The sequence below is a fragment of the Pantoea sp. NPDC088449 genome, from assembly GCF_044753225.1.
Classification (GTDB): domain Bacteria; phylum Pseudomonadota; class Gammaproteobacteria; order Enterobacterales; family Enterobacteriaceae; genus Pantoea; species Pantoea floridensis.
The window spans coordinates 1,616,789-1,633,069 of record NZ_JBIVMT010000001.1; the positions used below are offsets into that span (position 1 = coordinate 1,616,789).

17 protein-coding genes are annotated in these 16,281 nt (G+C 53.0%); 7 read left to right on the forward strand and 10 right to left on the reverse strand.

Going from position 1 to position 16,281, the window contains the following annotated elements; all coding sequences use genetic code 11:
- Genes ACIP6T_RS07720 through ggt form a run of 7 tightly spaced genes read left to right on the forward strand, consistent with a single transcriptional unit; the run spans position 1 to position 7,115 of the window.
- Positions 1-768, forward strand: a complete 768-nt coding sequence (locus tag ACIP6T_RS07720; RefSeq protein ID WP_400456228.1) for an ABC transporter permease — start codon at positions 1-3, stop codon at positions 766-768.
- A 26-nt stretch (positions 769-794) separates the two neighbouring features.
- Positions 795-1,772, forward strand: a complete 978-nt coding sequence (locus ACIP6T_RS07725; protein ID WP_400456230.1) for an ABC transporter substrate-binding protein — start codon at positions 795-797, stop codon at positions 1,770-1,772.
- 15 nt (positions 1,773-1,787) lie between these two features.
- Positions 1,788-2,810 (forward strand): zinc-binding dehydrogenase, encoded by a 1,023-nt coding sequence (locus ACIP6T_RS07730; RefSeq protein ID WP_097096892.1) that lies wholly within the window; start codon positions 1,788-1,790, stop codon positions 2,808-2,810.
- On the forward strand, positions 2,807-3,217 hold the full coding sequence (locus ACIP6T_RS07735) for a PaaI family thioesterase (RefSeq protein ID WP_097096891.1): 411 nt from the start codon (positions 2,807-2,809) through the stop codon (positions 3,215-3,217). The genes ACIP6T_RS07730 and ACIP6T_RS07735 overlap by 4 nt, the downstream gene beginning before the upstream one ends.
- Entirely contained in the window at positions 3,214-3,984 is a 771-nt protein-coding gene (locus ACIP6T_RS07740) for a VOC family protein (RefSeq protein ID WP_400456232.1), read from the forward strand. The genes ACIP6T_RS07735 and ACIP6T_RS07740 overlap by 4 nt, the downstream gene beginning before the upstream one ends.
- Positions 3,977-5,503 carry a class I adenylate-forming enzyme family protein gene (locus ACIP6T_RS07745; RefSeq protein WP_400456234.1) on the forward strand — a complete coding sequence of 509 codons (1,527 nt, stop codon included), beginning with the start codon at positions 3,977-3,979 and terminating at the stop codon, positions 5,501-5,503. Before ACIP6T_RS07740 ends, ACIP6T_RS07745 begins: the two co-directional genes overlap by 8 nt.
- Positions 5,493-7,115 carry a gamma-glutamyltransferase gene (gene ggt / locus ACIP6T_RS07750; RefSeq protein WP_400456236.1) on the forward strand — a complete coding sequence of 541 codons (1,623 nt, stop codon included), beginning with the start codon at positions 5,493-5,495 and terminating at the stop codon, positions 7,113-7,115. The genes ACIP6T_RS07745 and ggt overlap by 11 nt, the downstream gene beginning before the upstream one ends.
- 50 nt (positions 7,116-7,165) lie before the next feature.
- On the opposite strand, the gene ACIP6T_RS07755 is transcribed toward ggt, so the two are convergent.
- The 10 genes from ACIP6T_RS07755 to ACIP6T_RS07800 form a co-directional block, all read right to left on the reverse strand.
- A complete protein-coding gene (locus ACIP6T_RS07755; RefSeq protein ID WP_097096887.1) occupies positions 7,166-8,464 on the reverse strand; it encodes an NtaA/DmoA family FMN-dependent monooxygenase in 1,299 nt (432 codons plus the stop codon).
- 2 nt (positions 8,465-8,466) lie between these two features.
- Positions 8,467-9,258 carry an amino acid ABC transporter substrate-binding protein gene (locus ACIP6T_RS07760; protein WP_097096886.1) on the reverse strand — a complete coding sequence of 264 codons (792 nt, stop codon included), beginning with the start codon at positions 9,256-9,258 and terminating at the stop codon, positions 8,467-8,469.
- A 13-nt stretch (positions 9,259-9,271) separates the two neighbouring features.
- Positions 9,272-9,940 (reverse strand): amino acid ABC transporter permease, encoded by a 669-nt coding sequence (locus ACIP6T_RS07765; protein ID WP_097096885.1) that lies wholly within the window; start codon positions 9,938-9,940, stop codon positions 9,272-9,274.
- A gap of 16 nt (positions 9,941-9,956) precedes the next feature.
- Positions 9,957-10,691, reverse strand: coding sequence for an amino acid ABC transporter ATP-binding protein (locus ACIP6T_RS07770; protein ID WP_400457104.1), 735 nt, complete (start codon positions 10,689-10,691; stop codon positions 9,957-9,959).
- Positions 10,692-10,814: 123 nt separating this feature from the next.
- Positions 10,815-12,053, reverse strand: a complete 1,239-nt coding sequence (locus tag ACIP6T_RS07775; protein WP_400456238.1) for a Zn-dependent hydrolase — start codon at positions 12,051-12,053, stop codon at positions 10,815-10,817.
- Positions 12,050-12,529 carry an L-2-amino-thiazoline-4-carboxylic acid hydrolase gene (locus tag ACIP6T_RS07780; protein WP_147198719.1) on the reverse strand — a complete coding sequence of 160 codons (480 nt, stop codon included), beginning with the start codon at positions 12,527-12,529 and terminating at the stop codon, positions 12,050-12,052. The genes ACIP6T_RS07775 and ACIP6T_RS07780 overlap by 4 nt, the downstream gene beginning before the upstream one ends.
- A 12-nt stretch (positions 12,530-12,541) precedes the next feature.
- Complete coding sequence (locus tag ACIP6T_RS07785) at positions 12,542-13,693, reverse strand: branched-chain amino acid ABC transporter substrate-binding protein (protein WP_097096882.1); 1,152 nt, start codon at positions 13,691-13,693, stop codon at positions 12,542-12,544.
- Positions 13,694-13,716: 23 nt separating this feature from the next.
- Positions 13,717-14,439, reverse strand: coding sequence for an ABC transporter ATP-binding protein (locus ACIP6T_RS07790; RefSeq protein ID WP_097096881.1), 723 nt, complete (start codon positions 14,437-14,439; stop codon positions 13,717-13,719).
- Positions 14,432-15,199: an ABC transporter ATP-binding protein gene (locus tag ACIP6T_RS07795; RefSeq protein ID WP_097096880.1), complete on the reverse strand. Its 768-nt coding sequence runs from the start codon at positions 15,197-15,199 to the stop codon at positions 14,432-14,434. The genes ACIP6T_RS07790 and ACIP6T_RS07795 overlap by 8 nt, the downstream gene beginning before the upstream one ends.
- The gene (locus tag ACIP6T_RS07800) at positions 15,196-16,227 is read right to left on the reverse strand and encodes an ABC transporter permease subunit (RefSeq protein ID WP_320204513.1); all 1,032 of its coding nucleotides are present in this window, start codon (positions 16,225-16,227) and stop codon (positions 15,196-15,198) included. The genes ACIP6T_RS07795 and ACIP6T_RS07800 overlap by 4 nt, the downstream gene beginning before the upstream one ends.
- Between the last annotated feature and the right edge of the window lie 54 nt (positions 16,228-16,281).

The following is a 16,281-nucleotide window of genomic DNA, read 5'->3' on the forward strand; positions in this document are numbered from 1 at the left end:
ATGACCTTACTTTCACGCACGCTCAGTCTGCTCATCCAACGTCTGGTCCTGATGGGTATTTTTCTGCTGGCATGGTGGCAAGGTTCGCAGCACCTGCCGACGTTTATTTTACCCAGCCCTGGTGCGACCTGGCAGGCTCTGCTTGGGTTGTGGCATACCGGCACCTTATTTCATGACATTGGCGTAACGCTGGGGCGTGTGGTGTCAGGTTTTGCGCTGGCCGCATTTATCGGCACGCTTTGCGGCTTGGTGCTCGGTGCCAATCCGCGTGTCGCACGATTCTGTGAACCGCTGCTGGCAGTCCTCAATACGGTCTCTTCAGCCATCTGGGCCATTTTTGCCATCATCTGGTTTGGCATATCAGACGCCACCACGGTGTTCGTGGTGTTTATGACAGCGATGCCGCTGATTTTAACCAACGTCTGGCAGGGCGCGCTGAATGTGGAAACCCAGTTTGTGGAGCTGGCACGCAGTTTCCGCATGAGCCGCAGACAACTGCTGTCAAAAATTTATTTTCCTTCAATTTTGCCCTACTTCTTCTCCGGTGCGCGTCTGGCGTTTGGTTTCGGCTGGCGCGTGTCTCTGGTGGCTGAAACGCTCGGTTCATCGGATGGGATCGGTTACCGCCTGCGCCAGGCCGGCGACCTGGTGCAAACCAGCCAGGTTTTCGCCTGGACACTACTACTCGTCGCACTGATGTTGTTGCTGGAAGGTGGTCTGTTGAAGCCACTGGAGCGACACCTTTTCCGCTGGAAAAAACGCATATAACTCATTCTTTTCATCAGGGGTATGTCATGAAAAAGCTGCTTGTCTTGTTCACGCTGCTGGCCACGCTGTTACCGCAGCTTAGCTTTGCCAACACAAAAATTCGTATCGGATACTGGACCTCGGGCGTCAGCCTCGGTTACGGCGCAGTGCTTGAAAACCAGGCTTTTCTTAAGAAGCGCGGGATCGATGCAGAGTTCGTGCATTTCCCGGATGTAAACGCACCGTTAAAGGCATTAGCTTCGGGATCGATTGATTTAGCATTCGGCGCACCGGTTGCTGGCGTATTTAGCATGGCATCAGAAGGTGTGCCGGTCAAAATCATTGCCGCTACCCAGCCCGCCGACGTGGCCTTTGTTGTGCCGCAAGGTTCGCCCATTACCTCGCTAGCTCAGTTGAAAGGTAAAAAAATAGGCATGTCTCCGGCAGGCTCATCGGTGGCGGTAATTGGCACCACTCTGTTACAGGAAAATGCCGGCATCACGGCCAATGACTTTGCCTTGATTGGTGGCAACGAGTCCCGCCTCGCGCAGTTCTTGTCGCAAAAACAAATTGATGCCGCAGCCCTGCGTACGCTGACCGTTCAGCAACTTCCAGAGCTGAAAATGCGCGTCATCGCGACCTATGCCGACGAATGGAAAAAGCTTACCCATAGCGATGCGCTGCCGTATATCGGCGTCGGCACCGCACGCAGCGAGCTGATCGCACAGCACCCTGAAGCCGTTGCCCAGGTTATTGCCGCCTTGCGTGACACGCTGGCGTGGGGCCGCACCCATCCCGACCAGGTCGTGAAAATTCTTCAGACTCAAGCAAATCTGCCGGAAGACCAGGCCCGTGCCTATGTCGGCCTGTGGGATCGCATGAACCAGATGTCATTTGAAACAGCCGACATTGACACGCTGAAGCGTGAGCATGCGGTACTGCTCAGTAGCGGCGCAGTCAAAGGTGCATTGAACAATCAGCTGTTTGATAACCGCCCTTACCTTCAATCCAAAACCCTGAACTAAACCGGAGTACAACTCATGAAAGCGCTGGTATTAAACCAACACGGCGACCTTGACCAATTGCAGATTGATCCTGACAAGCCCCAGCCACTTGTCCAGGCGGGCCACGTGGTGGTGCAGGTTCACTCTTCCTCTTTCAACTATCACGATGTGTTCACCGTTCAGGGCATGCCGGGCATCAAGATTCCGTTGCCGGTTGTGCCAGGGCTGGATTTAGCCGGCACCATCGCCAGCGTGGGTGATGATGTCGCTGACTGGGCCATCGGCGATCGCGTGTTGGTGAATCCACTGAAACCCGGCGTCGGTTTGATGGGCGAGATGATTGATGGCGGCATGGCCGAGTATGCGCTGGTTGAGGCCAGCCAGCTGATAGCCATCCCTGAAAAGGTGAGCTTCGAACATGCGGCGGCCCTGCCCGTGGCCTATGGCACGGCGCACCGTATGCTAATAACCCACAATACCGTGAAAACGGGTGACAAGGTGCTGATCTTAGGCGCCAGCGGCGGTGTTGGCACGGCCTGTGTAGTGCTGGCGAAACACCTTGGTGCGGAAGTGATTGCCTGTGCGGGCAGTGATGAAAAAGCCACAGCGCTGAAAGCTTTAGGTGCCGACCATGTGGTGAATTATCGCGAGCAGGACTTCTCGCGCTGGGCGATCGAAAAATATGGAAAACCGCAGCGCCGCACGCATGAAGGGGGCGTTGATGTGGTGGTTAACTTTACCGGTGGAGAAACCTGGCGCCCCTCGCTGAAGTGCCTGAAACGCGGCGGTACGCTACTGGTATGTGGTGCAACTGCGGGTTACGACCCAAAAGAAGATTTACGTTATGTCTGGAGTTTTGAGCTGAATATCAAAGGCTCAAACAGTTTCTATAAGGAAGATTTAACCGCGCTGCTGCACATGGTTGCCAACGGCCAGATTACACCATTAATCGATCGCGTTTTACCTCTTGAACAAGCCGCTGAAGGGTTACGTCTGATTCGCGATCGTGAAGTGCTCGGCAAAGTCATTGTTAATCCCTCATCAGGAGCTCAGTCATGAATGCACATGAAGTCGAACAAAAACTGCTGCAAGGCCCCTATCATCAATGGCTTGGATTGAAAGTATTCAACGTAGCGGAAGGGGAAATTACGCTACAGGTTCCGTTTCGCGCTGAGTTTGTGGTCAATCCTGCGGGTGGCTACATTCATGGTGGAATTCTGGCGACGCTGATTGACCTTGCAGCTGACTGGGCGTTGGTTGCCTGGACACAAAAAGGCGTGCCAACGCTGAATCTGCACGTGGATTACCATCGCCCTGCACGCGGTGATCTTACGGTAAGCGCCAAAGTCATCAAACACGGCAAACTCGCCTCCAGTGCGGAAGCCTGGATCCATGATGCGGAAGGTCGACTGGTCGCAAGCGGACGGGGTCTTTACGCCACGCCGGTCACACAGGGGGTAGCATGATCCTGCCATTGGATCATTTGGTGATTAATAGCCATTTTGCGCTGGATGACAGCGCAAAGCTGTTTGCAGACCTGGGCTTCCACTTAACCCCGCGCGGATATCACAGCCTGGGGTCGATTAATCATCTGATCATGTTTGAGCATCATTATCTGGAGCTGATTGGTCTGCCAGATCAGCGCGAACCCTTGCGACGCGAACTCCTGGAGAGCCCGGTCGGTATTGATGGATTAGTGTTTGCCACGACAGATGCCGCCCAAACTGAAAATACGCTACGTCAGTCAGGATTCGCCGTACAACCGGTACAACACTTCTCACGAGAGGTCGTCAGCGCTCAGGCCAGTGGCGAAGCACGCTTCAGCACGATGCGCCTGCAAGCCGGTAGCTTTAGCGCAGGTCGTGTTTACTTTTGTCAGCACCATACCCCTGAGTGGGTCTGGCGTGACGAATGGCTTCAGCCAGGCAGAATAAAGTCGCTGATTGTGGTCGCAAAAGAGGTTGTCGCCACCGCACAGCAATACGCGCGTCTTGGGCAAACCGATCTTTTACACGTCATCAGTCCAGCGGAATGGCACCAAGAATACGGTGTGCTGCTGCCGTTGGCGACTGAACGTGAAAGCTGGTTTGCTGCCATACAGATTTCGGGGCGAGACCTGACACTGGTATCACAAGTGGCAGCAGCCACTGGCCTTCCGCATGAGCAGCGTACAGGACAACTTCGTGTTGCGATTCCGGCTCTGCAAATGGTGCTGGAGTTTACCGATGACTAACAAGACATTTTTAGACTGGCCAGAAAACCTCGGCGTGTTTCACGCTAGCCTGCGTGAAAGCGATCGGATCGCGTTTCTGATGCCGCAGGATGAGCGACAAAATACCATCACATTCCGCACGTTAAATACCCGTGCAGATGCCATCGGACTTGGCTTGCAACAGTACGGGTGGCCAGCAGGGAGCCGCGTTGCGCTTCTGGCACGTAACTCGATTGAGTATATTGCTTGCCTGCTGGGCATCATGCGCGCGGGTCTGGTGGCGGTACCGATTAATTTTCGTTTTCCGGTTAGCACGATTGAACGCATTCTCACTGACAGCGGCAGCAAACTGCTGCTGGGTGACAGCGATCAACTTGCACGCGTCAGTACGGATTTGCCACAGGTAGCTTTTGGCAGCGCGCTGACTACGCTGGAACGTAACGGTGAATTCACCGCTTGGCTTCCCAAAGCCGATGATCTGGCTTTAATGCTCTATACCTCGGGTTCTACCGGCATGCCGAAAGGCGTTCGTTTAACCCACGCCAGTCACCGTTGGGTAGTACAAACCCGGTTGACCGCGCAGGAACTGACGGGCGAGAAAGTGCTGATTGCGGCGCCCTTCTATCATATGAATGCCCTTGCGCTGGCGTTATTAACGCTCGCCAGCCATGTCACCACCGTCCTGCTGCCGCAATTTGAAGCCCGAGCCTATTTACAAGCGGTTGATCGCTACCGATGCAGTTGGTTGACGGCCGTCCCCCCCATGCTGGCGATGATGTTGCAGGAAAAAGCATTGTTAGCCTCAGTCGATCTCTCCTGCGTAAGGGTGATTCGCATGGGTTCAGCACCCGTCAGCGATAGCCTCTACAAGGCACTGCGTCAGTGGTTACCACAAGCGCGCATTATCAATGCCTATGGCACCACCGAGGCTGGACCGGTGGTCTTCAGTTCGCATCCTGATGGTTTGCCAACACCGCCGGGATCACCGGGTTATCCTCATCCCGCCGTTAGCGTGAGACTGCAGAGCAGAAAGGATAAACCCGCACAAGAAGGCGTATTAGAGATGAAAAGCCCAGCGCTGATGCTGGGATATCATCAACGGCCTGATGTCTCCCCTCCTTTGACATCTGACGGTTGGTACATCACAGGGGATGTTTTCCGCCGTGATGAGCAGGGGTTTTACTGGTTTGTCGGTCGCCATGATGACATGTTTGTCAGTGGTGGCGAAAACATCTGGCCTGGTGAGGTGGAAAAGTTGCTCGAAAGCCATCCGCAGGTACAACAAGCCTGTGTCGTACCGGTGACAGATGATATCAAAGGGCAAAAACCGGTTGCGTGGGTCATTCCACGCGCGGGTGAGCAACTGGATCCCCAAGCGCTTAAAGCATGGGCTTTAGCGCATGGACCCGCCTATCAGCATCCGCGTCATATCTGGCTGACCGACGGTTTCCCCCTTGCCGGAACCAATAAAGTGGACCGACGGGCATTGCAACTCACCGCTGAAGAGCGTGTGCAACAGAGGAAAGAGCATGGCGTTTAACTGGGAAAACCCTTATCTGACCGCACGCACGCCTGTTTTTGCGCGCAACGTGGTTTCGACTTCGCATCCGCTGGCTGCCCAGGCAGGCAACCGAGTCCTGCTGGAGGGCGGTAATGCGGTAGATGCTGCTATCGCGACAGCAGCGACCTTAACCATCGTCGAGCCTGTATCTAATGGATTGGGCAGCGATGCCTTTGCGCTTGTCTGGGCAGATGGGCAATTGCACGGTCTCAACGCGTCCGGCCCTGCCCCTGCCGCGTGGGATCTGAACTATTTCCGTCAACGTTATGGTGACAATGCCAGCGGACACGCCAATAGACCCGAACGCGGTTGGGACTCCGTTACTGTACCGGGGGCCATCGCCGGCTGGGATGCACTGCATCGCCGATTTGGCAAATTGCCCTTCTCCCGTTTAATGCAGAGCGCATTAGAGATCGCCGAGCGTGGCGTCACGGTCGCACCCATGGTAGCCAAGAAATGGCGGGCAGCCGTCCCGATTCTGGCGGAGCAGCCAGGTTTTGCAGACGCTTTTATGCCAAATGGCCGTGCGCCCCAAGTAGGGGAAGCGTTTCGTTTTTCTGCGGCGGCAAAAACGTTGGGCATTCTTGCTGATCAAGGCGCACGAGCCTTCTATGAGGGAGAATTAGCCGAAAAAATTGTGAAGTGGGCACAAAATACCGGCGGCAACCTGACATTAGAAGATTTACGTCGCTATCAGCCAGAATGGGTAACACCGGTCAGCCAGTCTTATCGTGGCTATGAGGTGCATGAAATCCCACCCAATGGACAGGGTATTGCCGCGCTGATTGCGCTGGGCATTTTGGAAAACTTTGACCTTGCCAGCCTGCCGCTGGACAGCGTTGATAGCCAGCACTTACAAATCGAGGCCATGAAGCTGGCCTTTGCAGATGTCTACCGTTATGTGGCTGACCCAACATCAATGGAAGTCACGCCGGAGCAGATGCTGGATCCCACCTATCTTAAACAGAGGGCTGCCCAGATTGATATTTCTCGCGCCAGCTTACCCGTGGCGGGGATCCCGCGCAGCGGTGGTACCGTTTATCTGACCACCGCAGATGAGAGCGGCATGATGGTGTCCTTTATTCAGTCTAACTATATGGGCTTTGGTTCAGGCGTGGTGGTGCCGGAATATGGCATCAGCTTACAAAACCGGGGGGCAGGTTTTTCTAGCGATCCTAAATCAGCCAATGTGCTAGCGCCGGGTAAACGCCCTTTCCATACCATCATTCCGGCGTTCCTCACGCAAAATGGTCAGCCACAGATGAGTTTCGGCGTAATGGGCGGGGATATGCAGCCACAGGGGCATGTGCAAACGGTGGTTCGCATGCTTGATTATCAGCAACAACCGCAAGCTGCCTGCGATGCTCCACGCTGGAAAGTGAATCGTGATTTCACACTGGACCTGGAAAACCGTTTTGACACTGATGTGACACAGCAACTAAAGGATCGCGGACATCAGTTGAAATCCATTTACGATCCCTACATGGATTTCGGTGCCGGGCAGTTTATCTGGCGACTTTCAGAGAGTCCTGACCACGGCTATGTCGCGGCCAGCGACAGCCGACGTGATGGGCAAGCGCTAGGATTTTAAGGTCAGCGCGGCACACATTTTGGCCTGCAGTACCCAGCTTTCAGAACGGTTCACTGCAGACCCAAATGGCCGCGTAAAGTGTCGTGTTCATAGGCTTCCCTGAAAATTCCTCTTTCCTGTAAAAGTGGAATAACGTGATTAAAAAAGGCATCTGCCGCCCCGGGCCAGGGTGGCATGATCACAAATCCATCCACTGCACGCTGCTGGTACCAAAGCGCCATGCGCTCTGCGAGGCTTTCAGCCGTGCCTGCCACAATAAAGCCACTTCTCGCTATCCATTTCGTGAACTGACGCAGCGTCATGCCCTGCTCTCTTGCGTGATCCAGCATCGGAGCAAAACGTTCACGTCGACTTAGATGGGGGAGAATATCCGGCATGGCTTCATCCAGCGAGTGTTGTGACCAGTCATAATCCATGGTGTTTGAAAGGTGCGTCAGCGTCGCCAGGGGATGATGCAACTGGCTGAGTTCAGCCAGTAACTCGTCTGCTTCCTTTTGTGTCGCCCCGATAATCGGCTGCAACCCCGGCAATACTTTTAGGCTTTTGGCGGAGCGTCCATACTGCACAACTTTGGCTTTGATTGCTGCGTAGTAGGCCTGCGCGGCAGCAAGACTGGGCTTTTCCGAAGCAAAAATGGCGTCCGCGCGCTGGGCCGCCAGCTCGGTAAAGGCCCCTGACCCACCAGCCTGAATCGTTACCGGGCGGCCCTGTGGAGCGCGCGAGAGGTTTAACGGTCCCTGCACGTTGAACCATTTGTTGCTGATGTCAGCGTAATGAATTTTACGGGCATCGGCATAAATTCCCTTTTCTCGATCGCCCACTATGGCACCATCTTCCCAGCTGTCCCATAAGCGGAACACCGCTTCAATAAAGGAACCGGCCTTATGGTAGCGTTGATGATGGCTCAGCAACGGCACCCCAAAGTTCCTGGCTTCACCGCCGCTGGTTGAAGTCACCACATTCCACCCTGCTCGGCCTTGAGAGAGATGGTCAAGCGTCGCCAGCGTGCGTGCCGCCGCAAACGGGCTAGCGAAGGAACTTGAGATCGTTCCCGCGAGGCCGATCTTTTCCGTGACAGCACTCAATGCAGAGAGCACCGAAAAAGGATCGGGCCGTTCGGTGACACGATGGGTGACGGCTTCCGCAAAATCATTGCCATAGATATCATCGACCGACAATTTATCGGCCATAAACACCAGATCAAACTTTGCCTGCTCGGCTTGCATCGCCAACGCTTTGAGCTGTTTGAAATCAGCGGGATGCGGTACAGGTTGAGATGAGGGCATACGCCAACCCGCATAATGGCAACCGGTGGTTTCGAGAAACAAGGCGAGGTGTAAAGAGGACATGATTAATTCTGCCCTCCTGCTGGCGCGTGACTGAGGTCCTGATCAAACCATTTTTCCGAAATGGATTTTAGCGTACCGTCATTACGCAATTGGACGAGCGCAGCATCCACTTTTTTCCGTAACTTGTCTCCTTGCGCATCTTTGCGGAACGGCAATGCCACCTGACGCACGCCAAAAGGCTCGCCTACGACTTTAAGTGGCAGTCCTTTTTGTTTGATTTGTCCCAGCAGGATGACCTGGCCTGAAATAAATGCATCGGCTTTACCTTGCGCGACCGCATTCACCACCACGTCCCTGCCTTCATAGGTCACCAGATTGATTTTATGCTCAGGATCTGACTCCTTTAATACGTTGGCGTAGTTAGAACCCAGTTCCGCTGCCACGGTTTTACCGTTCAAATCGCTCAGGCCATGCACCCAGTTATTGTTTTTACTGACTGCAAGCTGTGCCGCTGAATAGTAATAAGGTGTGGAAAAATTATAGGCTTTACGACGTTCTGGTGTGTCGGCGAAGTTACCCACGGTATCCACTTTTCCGGTCTGGAGAGACCCCAGCACACCGACCCAATCTGAAGTAACCCACTCAACTTTGAGTCCCGCTTTCTTCGCGACCGCGTTCAGCACATCGACGCTGAAGCCCTTAAGCTCACCGCCTTCCTTAAAGTAGTGTGGGTAACCATCTGGTGTCGCACCCACACGCAATACATCCTGAGCATCGCTCGTCTGCTTACTTTGATCGCATGCGCTCAACAACACTGCTGCACACAGGCACATCACCAATCCGCCTAACTTCATACCGACTCCTGAACTATTGTTGATAGGGTTTGCCCAGATGGGTTTCCAGTTGCCGCTGCAGTAATGAGAGCAGGAAGGTCACTCCCCAATAGACCAATGCAACAGCGGTATAAGCTTCGAAGAATTTAAGCGAGGCAGTGGCTTCAAGTTTTCCTGCCGACAGCAACTCGGTGACACCGAGTGTAAAAGCCAGTGAGGAGTTTTTAATCAGCCCGATATACATGTTGCCTGTTGCCGGGATCGCATTGCGACAAATTTGCGGAAACAAAATGCGCCAGCAAGCAACGGGTAGGCTTAAGCCGCTAGCCAGTGCAGCTTCAATTTGCCCGCGGTCCACTGAATCAATCCCCGCGCGGAATATCTCAGCCAAATATGCAGCAGTGTTAAAACTCAATCCGGCGATAACCGCGTAAACGGGCCCAACGGAATTCAATACTGGAAATAGTTGTGGCAAACCAAAATAGATAATCAATAATTGAACCAGTACTGGAGTGCCTCTGAAAAAGGAAATATACAGCCGAGCGACACCACGCAGTAGCTTTCCGCCACGCAGCATGAGCGCGAGTAGCAAACCCAGTAAGGTGGCTACAATGATGGAAGCTCCCGAGATCAGCAAAGTGATTGGCAGATAGCCCAGAATGGCGGGAATCAATTTGAACATATAGATCAGGTCAAAATTCATGGTCTAGTTTCCTGACTTATATTTCGTAGTCGTTTACAAAGGCGTCTATTCGGCTTCCCACATCACCTTGAATGATCTCATCGGGTGCACCCTGAGCGATGATTCTGCCTTGCTCCATAAAAAAGAGCCGATCTGAAATTTCTCGGGCAAAATTCATCTCATGAGTCACGATAGCCAGGGTGATATTCTGCGTCGCAATTTCGGCAATCAGTTTTAATATGCCGCGGCGCATTTCAGGATCAAGTGAGGAAGTGGGCTCATCCATCAGAATGACTTCAGGTTCCAGACTGAGCGCACGTGCAATTCCCACCCGCTGCTGTTGCCCTCCCGATAACATCGCCGGATATGATGACGCTTTATCATGCAGCCCGACACGATGGAGATATTCCAGGGCTTTATCATCCGCTTCCTTACGACCTAGTTTTTTAGCGAAACGCAGGACCTCAGTAATATTTTCCTGTGCGGTTTTATTTCGAAAAAGATTGTAATGCTGGAAGACCATTGAGCTTTTACTGCGCAGCGTATTGATCTGTTTTCGCTGGACATGCTGTGCATCTATAGATGCGTTACCGATTGAAATCTTCCCCGAATCGGGCAGGACCAGAAGATTCAACGTACGTAAAAGCGTGGACTTTCCCGAACCTGACGGGCCAATGATGGAAACCACCTCTCGTGGCTGCACATCGAAACTGATATTGTCGAGTGCCTGGAAGCCGCGAAACGATTTACTTATCCCTGAGACATTTATCATTGATTTATCGGCATACATTAAGAGTCAGCAGCCGATTATCAACAGGTCATTAAATCAGACAAAATGCTTAATAGCGCGAAGCATATGTTTTAATTTGCTAACGAATATTAAGTTAACGAGAATTTACTCGCTTTCATTCGCCGCAATGATAATCGTTCGAAAGAGTGTATTAGCCCCTTTCTCTGACCATTCTGGCAAAATAGCTTCTGCCTCGTTGTGGCTAATCCCTTTTACACAAGGAATAAAAATAATAGCCGTGGGTGCTACACGTTGAATATAACAAGCATCATGGCCGGCCCCGGAGACCATATTGCTTTGACTGAACTCCAAATGTTCCACCGCCTTTTCAATGCGAGACACACAACACTGATCAAACTTAATCGGTGCATAATCAAAAATTTTCTCAACGTGAACTGTCAGATGACGATGGGATAATGTGTTTAGTGCATCATGCAAACCTGATTCCATGACTTCCAGACTCTTTGATTCAGGATGACGAAACTCAACGGTGAAGAAAACTTCACCCGGTACAACGTTACGGGAATTAGGCACCACCCGAGACATGCCAATTGTACCCCGACCATCCTTGCCGCTTTGTTGTGCAATCTTCTCGACAGCCAGCACAATTTCCGCAAAACCGCACATCGCATCCTGACGTAAATCCATTGGTGTCGTGCCCGCATGCGCGGCAAAACCCTGAAGGGTGACTTCAAACCATCGCTGCCCCATGGCGGCATGAACAATACCAATATCCGTGCGAGTTTCTTCGAGGATCGGGCCTTGTTCAATATGCAATTCATAGCAGGCATGAAGGTCAATTGGTTGTACTTTGTGACGACCTTGATAGCCGATCGTTTCCAACGCCTCAGCAACGGAGATACCCGCACTATCCAGGCGGCTCAGTGCAAAGGCCTTAGAGAAGACACCGGCCCAAGCTCCCGAGGCCAACATGGCTGGCGCAAATCGCGCGCCCTCTTCATTGGTCCAGTTAACCAGCAGAATATCGCGCTCGGTTTGGATTTCGTGATCATTAAGGGTGCGCAACACCTCCAACCCGGCCAGTACGCCATAGACACCATCATAATTGCCTCCCTGCGGTTGTGAATCAGCATGAGAGCAGATCATGACGGGCGCCAGCCCGGCATTTTTACCGGGTCGTCTGATGAACATACTACCCAACTCATCAATCTCGCAGGAAAAACCCGCTTCAGCGGCCCAGCGCTTCAGGGTATCTCGCCCCTGACGGTCTTCTTCACTTAGCGTAAGACGCGTCACACCGCCAGCAGGGGTCGCACCAAAAGTGGCAAAGGTTTCGAGGGATTGCCACAGTCGTTGCGCGTTGATACGGGCTGTGATACTCATGATTTTACCCGATAGCGAAAGTCACAACGCGGCGCACCAGACATCACTGTGGTGGTGCGCGTTAGCTCAACTTCAGGTGCATAACCGACAATAAACTTGTCATCCCGCGCACAAGAAAGGAGATGCCCAATCTCGCCTAAGCCCATCTCGTGATACATCTCGGCATAGCGACAGCGGGTGACGTCATAGTTATAGCGTTGCCCGTCGTCATCGAGCACTTTAACGTCTAATGCATTGTCTTTTTCCCAGAGATATTGCAGATTGACGAAACTTCGCAGATCTGCCTTTTTGGGCTCTTTTTTGGCAAACTCTTGCCCCGCCTGGATAGCCGCGCTTTCAATGGCTTCTCCAATCAGCGCTTGCGCCTGAGCCTTCCCGAGCTCTCGCACCAGGACGTCATAAATCGGTTTGATAATTTCGGCTTCAATCTTACGCCGGGCAAGAATGCCCAGCTCTTCGTTTTGATGACAACTCATTATGTTCTCCCGTTACTTCGCAGCACCACCCACGACGGTCTGTGGTTGCCATTTACCGTTCACGACTTTGTAAACAGTGAAGGATGGATTTTTGAGGTTGCCTTGCGCATCAAAGGCGATTTGTCCGGTCACGCCGGAAAAATTGATGTTACGCAGTACCGGCAGGTATTGGCTTGCATCCACAGAATTGGCCTTTTCAATCGCAGCAATCAACACGCGTGTAGCGTCGTAGGCAAATGGCGCATGCAGTTCAATGTGAGTGTGATAGCGAGACTGGTAAGCTTGCTCAAAGCCTTTACCACCCGGCATTTGATCTACCGGTAAGCCCGGCTCCAGCGCAACAACACCGTCCCCTTCTTTTTGCGCCAGTGTCAGGAAGGTCTGACTAACAAACCCACCCGCACCCATTAATGTTGCGTTCATGCCAAGCTGTTTAATGCGGCGCGCCAGCGGTGCGGCTTGGCTGTCAACGCCTCCGAAAAACACCAAGTCAGCATTTTTGCTACGAATAGCCGTAAGTACTGCACTGAAGTCTACAGTTTTATCGTCCACATACTGGCGGTCAACGATTTTGACGCCCTGCGATTCCAGCGATTTGATGAACTCATCCGCCAGCCCTTGGCCAAAAGCAGTGCGATCGTCGATGACTGCAATACGCTTCGCTTTTAGCGTTTTAATTGCATACTGACCTGCATAGTTACCGCCATCATCATCATGACCCATGACGCGGAAGCTGGTATCAAAGCCTTGCTGCGTGTAGGCGTGCCCTGTGGCGACCGGGGCTACCTGCGCGATGCCAGCATCATGATAAATCCGCGCGGCAGGGATACTGGTTCCTGTATTCCAGTGTCCCACCACCCCGGCCACACCGCTGTCAACTAAGCGCTGTGCAACGGCAACCGCAACACGTGGATCAGACTGATCATCTTCCGACTGCAATTTGAAGGTCACAGCTTTACCACCCACGGTCGGGTGCGCTTTATTGGCATCATCGATCGCCAGTTGAGCACCGTTCTCCAAATCCTTGCCGATACGCGCTGAAGGTCCCGTGAGTGGGCCCGCCAGACCGATCAGGATGGTTTCGTCAGCATGTACAGGCACCGAAGCAGTCATACCCGCCAGAAGCAGTGCAGTGCTGATGGTACTCATTTTGATTGTTTTCATAGTGTTCCCTGATGTTGGTGAAGTTAAATGGGCAATTCGCCCAGGTAAATTTGTTGAATACGATCGTCGTTCAGCAACGCATCCGAGCGCCCCTGATAGGGTATGGTTCCACTGTCCATCACCCAAGCGTGGTCGGTGGCTTGCAAGGCCAACCGCGCGTTTTGCTCGATCAGCAGTAATGTGATGCCAGTGGTACGCAGAGAGTGGATAACCTCGAAGATGCGCTCCACCATGATGGGCGCCAGCCCCATGGAGGGTTCGTCCAGGATGAGTAATTTCGGATTGCTGAGCAGTGCTCGGGCAATCGCTAAAAGCTGCTGTTCCCCACCGGAAAGCAGCCCAGCCAACTGCTGTTTTCGTTCAGCAAGGCGAGGAAACTGTTCCATTAGCTGCGCAATGTGGTGGCGAACATGGGTGCGGTCACGACGGTGCCAGGCTCCCATTTGCAGATTCTCCAGCACTGTCATGCGCGTAAAAATTCCGCGTCCTTCCGGTACCAGCACAATGCCTTTTTGGACCAACTCATTGGGATGCAAACCTTTGATGGATTGCCCCTGCCAGAAAATTTCGCCGGAGTAAGGCTGCAAACCGCAGATAGCGCGTACAGTGGAGCTTTTACCTGCGCCGTTCGCGCCGATAAGCGTGCCCTGCTCTCCCGGCTGCAAACTTATATTGATGCTTCGTACGGCCTGTATGCCGCCGTAATGCACGCTAAGATCCTTGATCTGTAACGCAGACTCAGACATGTGCATGGCCTCCCAGATAAGCTTTGATCACCGCAGGATGGCGACGCACCGTCTCTGGATGGCCAGATGCAATCACTTTGCCGTAGTCCAGTACCGAGATGTGATCGCACAATCCCATCATCAATTTCACATCGTGCTCAATAATCAGCAGCGTTTTACCATCGTCCCGAATGCGGCGCAGCAAACCACCTAGCGCGACTTTTTCTGCCGCATTCATGCCCGCTGCGGGTTCATCCAGCGCCAGCAGTTTGGGATCCGATGCCAACGCCCTGGCGATTTCCAACCGGCGCTGATGGCCGTAAGCCAGGTCGCAAGCGCGATAGTGGGCAAACTGAGCAATACCGGTGTATTCAAGCCACTGCCATGCCAGTGTTTCGGTCTCACGCTCTTCAGCACGCGCGCGGCGATGGCGGGAGAGAGCGGCCCACAAACCGTTACGTGTCCGGACATGCCTGCCGATCATCACGTTTTCCAGCACGCTCATCTCGTTGAATAAACGCAGATTCTGAAAAGTACGCGCGATACCCGCTTGCGTGACTTTTTCTATTCTTTGCGGGGTATAGGGTTTTCCCGCAAGGTCAAATTCGCCACTGTCAGCTCGGTATAACCCGGTGATGAGATTAAAACAGGTGGTTTTGCCAGCACCATTCGGCCCAATTAGCCCATAAATGTCGCCCGCCTTAACGTTCAGGCTGACATCATCAACCGCTTTAATACCGCCAAAGTGTTTATGCAAATGACGCACGCTCAGCAGATTCATGATGCCACCCCCGGATGACGCACCGGCCAAAGGCCATGCGGCCTGAACAGCATCACCAGTACCAGCGCCAGGCCATAAAACAGCTGACGTAAAATTTCCGGTTCAATGATCACGCTACCAAACAGTGCCTGCTGCAATGGAATCGCCTGGCTTCTCAGTACTTCGGGCAATGCAGAGAGCAACACTGCACCAAGAATGACGCCCGGCACATGCCCAATTCCGCCCAAGACCACCATGGCGAGAACCACGATTGACTCGTTCAACGTAAACGACTCCGGTGAGACAAACCCCTGGAAAGACGCGAACATCACCCCGGCTACGCCACCGAATGACGCCCCAAGCGCAAATGCCAGCAGCTTGAAGTTACGGACGTTGATACCCATGGCACGCGCCACATCCTCATCTTCACGAATTGCGTGCCAGGCGCGGCCAATGCGCGAATGTTGCAACCGTAAACAGATAAAGATGATGACCGCGATGAGCAGCGCGAAAAGGTAATACCATAAATAGAGTGCCGGAATTTTTTGGCCCAGCAGGTGGTAAGTGCCACTGAATTTCAGGCCAAACAGATTCAGGGAATCAATACCTGAAATGCCTTTTGCACCATTCGTGATATTGACCGGACGATCGAGGTTACGCATCAAAATACGGATGATTTCACCAAACCCCAGTGTGACGATCGCCAGATAGTCACCACGTAATCCCAGCGTGGGTGCGCCCAGCAGAATGCCGCAGATACCCGCAACAAAAGCGCCTAACGGCACCAGCCACAAATAGGAGGTATGCATGCCATGGGAGAACATGGACTGCAAGGCGGGAAAGGCATCCATAAGATGCGGTGACGCCAGAAGCGCCGCGAGATAGGCACCCACGGCATAAAAGGCAATAAACCCCATATCCAGCAGGCCCGTAAAGCCCACCACAATATTCAACCCTAATGCCAACATGATGTAGAGCAGAGTAAAATCAATCACCCTGACCCAGTAATTACCACCCGTGGCAGATGCAAGCCAAGGCGCAATGAGCATGCCCGCGATCAGTAATAACAGGCCTGAATTGAGGCGGCGTTTGGGTACATTTTC

What these genes read in the sequence shown, in the direction of transcription:
- ACIP6T_RS07760 (WP_097096886.1), bottom strand. Translation starts at nt 9,258, where the DNA reads ATGAAGTTAGGCGGATTGGTGATGTGCCTGTGTGCAGCAGTGTTGTTG.
- ACIP6T_RS07795 (WP_097096880.1), bottom strand. Translation starts at nt 15,199, where the DNA reads ATGAATCTGCTGAGCGTGCGTCATTTGCATAAACACTTTGGCGGTATT.
- ACIP6T_RS07730 (WP_097096892.1), top strand. Translation starts at nt 1,788, where the DNA reads ATGAAAGCGCTGGTATTAAACCAACACGGCGACCTTGACCAATTGCAG.
- ggt (WP_400456236.1), top strand. Translation starts at nt 5,493, where the DNA reads ATGGCGTTTAACTGGGAAAACCCTTATCTGACCGCACGCACGCCTGTT.
- ACIP6T_RS07725 (WP_400456230.1), top strand. Translation starts at nt 795, where the DNA reads ATGAAAAAGCTGCTTGTCTTGTTCACGCTGCTGGCCACGCTGTTACCG.
- ACIP6T_RS07800 (WP_320204513.1), bottom strand. Translation starts at nt 16,227, where the DNA reads ATGCTCATTGCGCCTTGGCTTGCATCTGCCACGGGTGGTAATTACTGG.
- ACIP6T_RS07735 (WP_097096891.1), top strand. Translation starts at nt 2,807, where the DNA reads ATGAATGCACATGAAGTCGAACAAAAACTGCTGCAAGGCCCCTATCAT.
- ACIP6T_RS07755 (WP_097096887.1), bottom strand. Translation starts at nt 8,464, where the DNA reads ATGTCCTCTTTACACCTCGCCTTGTTTCTCGAAACCACCGGTTGCCAT.
- ACIP6T_RS07790 (WP_097096881.1), bottom strand. Translation starts at nt 14,439, where the DNA reads ATGTCTGAGTCTGCGTTACAGATCAAGGATCTTAGCGTGCATTACGGC.
- ACIP6T_RS07780 (WP_147198719.1), bottom strand. Translation starts at nt 12,529, where the DNA reads ATGAGTTGTCATCAAAACGAAGAGCTGGGCATTCTTGCCCGGCGTAAG.
- ACIP6T_RS07785 (WP_097096882.1), bottom strand. Translation starts at nt 13,693, where the DNA reads ATGAAAACAATCAAAATGAGTACCATCAGCACTGCACTGCTTCTGGCG.
- ACIP6T_RS07775 (WP_400456238.1), bottom strand. Translation starts at nt 12,053, where the DNA reads ATGAGTATCACAGCCCGTATCAACGCGCAACGACTGTGGCAATCCCTC.
- ACIP6T_RS07745 (WP_400456234.1), top strand. Translation starts at nt 3,977, where the DNA reads ATGACTAACAAGACATTTTTAGACTGGCCAGAAAACCTCGGCGTGTTT.
- ACIP6T_RS07720 (WP_400456228.1), top strand. Translation starts at nt 1, where the DNA reads ATGACCTTACTTTCACGCACGCTCAGTCTGCTCATCCAACGTCTGGTC.
- ACIP6T_RS07770 (WP_400457104.1), bottom strand. Translation starts at nt 10,691, where the DNA reads ATGATAAATGTCTCAGGGATAAGTAAATCGTTTCGCGGCTTCCAGGCA.
- ACIP6T_RS07765 (WP_097096885.1), bottom strand. Translation starts at nt 9,940, where the DNA reads ATGAATTTTGACCTGATCTATATGTTCAAATTGATTCCCGCCATTCTG.
- ACIP6T_RS07740 (WP_400456232.1), top strand. Translation starts at nt 3,214, where the DNA reads ATGATCCTGCCATTGGATCATTTGGTGATTAATAGCCATTTTGCGCTG.